The sequence below is a fragment of the Bacillota bacterium genome (assembly GCA_040754675.1).
Classification (GTDB): Bacteria; Bacillota; Limnochordia; order Limnochordales; family Geochordaceae; genus Geochorda.
This window is the reverse complement of the sequence record JBFMCJ010000695.1, coordinates 1-1939: the sequence shown is the minus strand read 5'-3', so window position 1 is coordinate 1939 and position 1939 is coordinate 1. Positions and strand designations below refer to the sequence as shown.

Below are 1939 nucleotides of genomic sequence, written 5' to 3'. Positions count from 1 at the left end.
CTATGCTGCCCGGCAAAGAACGACGGGGGGTGAAAGCGAGGGAATGCCACAGTTGCCTGATATCGCGGCGTAACGGGTGGCAGTCAAGCGGGAACCCAATTTACACCACTTGCGGGGACGCTATCCTGAACTGCCGGTTCGCTTCGCAGGCGTTACTTGGTGAAAGGGTGTCATGCTTTAGCGTCGGCGGTCTGCTCGGCCTTTTCCTGGTCGTCTGACCTACATTCCAGGCGGCCTTAGAGATCGCGAATGGTTCGTGGAAGTGGACATGTCTGCCACCTTGGCCCTCGTGATCGATCGGCTAAACCGCGATGAATCAATCAGTTTTCTTTTTGATGCTACAGAGAGGATCAAGTCCTTCCTTCGCGGGTGAACCCAGGAGCGGCAATAGGTGAACGTGAATTGCCAGTGGAGTCGCGAAGAATTCAAGCTCCTTCTCGCGAGGGGGACTCGCGGTACGAGGACCCTGCCACTACTGAGACCATGCTGCGGGCGCTCGCCCGCCTTGGCGAGGAGGGTTACCCGGAAGCCGCCACCAGCGAGGAGGTGACGGTGGAAGTGAGGCTGACGCGCCTGCGCTTGGGGCTACCCTCTGAGCCGCAGTGCAGCATCCGGAGCACCAACCTCGTGGAGAGTGCTTTTGCCCGCCTCCGAGAGCTGACTCGGCGTGTCACATCGTGGCCCGAAGGGGCAGAGCCTGCGCCAGTAGTTCAGCAACGCCAATCAAATCCGCATCCTGAGCCAACCCCCACAGGAGGCGGCCTCGGAAGCTCTTTCCCACCTATGTTGAGCTGTCAAGCGGCGCCGACCGACTCGGTCCAACGGGCGAGATTTCACCCCCCGGGCGGAAGGGCCATGGCCATCGAGGACCTGCGGGCCCCCTTGGGGGCAGGCGCAACCGGTTCCCGACTGGCAGAGCCCCTCCTCACCTTCTCGGTAAAGGCTGCGCCATGGGTTGTTTCCGGAGCCGCCAGGCGGCAGTGGGCCAAGCGTCAATCGTTCTCCGGGTATGGACCTTCGAGAATCATCTCGATGAGCGCCGTATCGTTGACTATCTGGAGTTCAGGAAGCTGCCGCTGCTCCGGTGTCAACTGGCCCACGTACCAGTCGCGCTCGCCGTCCCAGAGAAGCCAGGAACGCACACGACCTGAGCGATCGATCATCCCAGCGGCGCGGAACATGGGAAAGGGCTTGGCCGAATCAGGTACCTCTTCATGGGCCACGATCGTGACAATGTCGCGATGGACGGCGGCTCCCAAAGGGAAGAACGCTTTGAAATGCTCCTCTTGCTTCACCACCTCGGAGAAGTCGGCCGGTCGTTGCGTGTAAATGCCTCTCAATACCCGCAGTAGTGCACCGTACATCGGATGCTTATGGGTGTACTGTGCATAGGCAAGGCCGCGAGGGGTAGGAATCTCTATCACATCCCCGATCTTGGGCCGCCGCTTCTTGGTCGTATACGTCGGCATGGCTAGAACCCCTCATAACCTACCTCTCCTGGTACGACCCGGAGGCCGGCCGGTGGCTGACGCCAGATCCAATTCGAGACGGCCTGAACTGGTATTGCCCAATTCGAGCGATGCCGGGCCTTTCGGCGACTGGTTCGCTGGCGCAGCGGCCAGGAAGGACGGCTTCCGGGGAGCCGAGCGGGCCGTTACCTGGAGCGGCGAGGGCATCTTCACCCACAACGTGGCCCGCGCCGCCCGCCGGCTGCTGGCCCTGGCCCCGGTGGGAGCCTGAGCCGGCCCCGCCGGGCCGGCAGGGAGAGGGAGAAAGCTTGCAGGACGACCCCATCCCGCCACGGGTCGAGCCGCTCTCTCCGTCGCCGGCGACTTTATCAGGAGGCACTGGTCTAGCCTTTGGCTTCGTGATTGCCAATAACTCTTTCTAGCTCACGCAGCACCCTTTCTACCTCCGCTGCCTGATCCGAGCGATTCAC

General features: G+C 62.0%; 2 protein-coding genes. One reads left to right on the top strand and one right to left on the bottom strand.

The annotated features are described in order from the left end of the window. Window positions 1–992: 992 nt before the first annotated feature. Complete coding sequence (locus AB1609_22615) at window positions 993–1469, bottom strand: hypothetical protein (protein MEW6049228.1); 477 nt, start codon at window positions 1467–1469, stop codon at window positions 993–995. A 52-nt stretch (window positions 1470–1521) separates the two neighbouring features. On the opposite strand from AB1609_22615, the gene AB1609_22610 reads away from it, so the two are divergent. Next, entirely contained in the window at window positions 1522–1740 is a 219-nt protein-coding gene (locus AB1609_22610) for a hypothetical protein (protein MEW6049227.1), read from the top strand. Window positions 1741–1939 lie beyond the last annotated feature (199 nt).

Excerpts from the sequence above, each read along its gene's own strand:
- AB1609_22615 (MEW6049228.1), bottom strand. The coding sequence starts at position 1,469 with ATGCCGACGTATACGACCAAGAAGCGGCGGCCCAAGATCGGGGATGTG.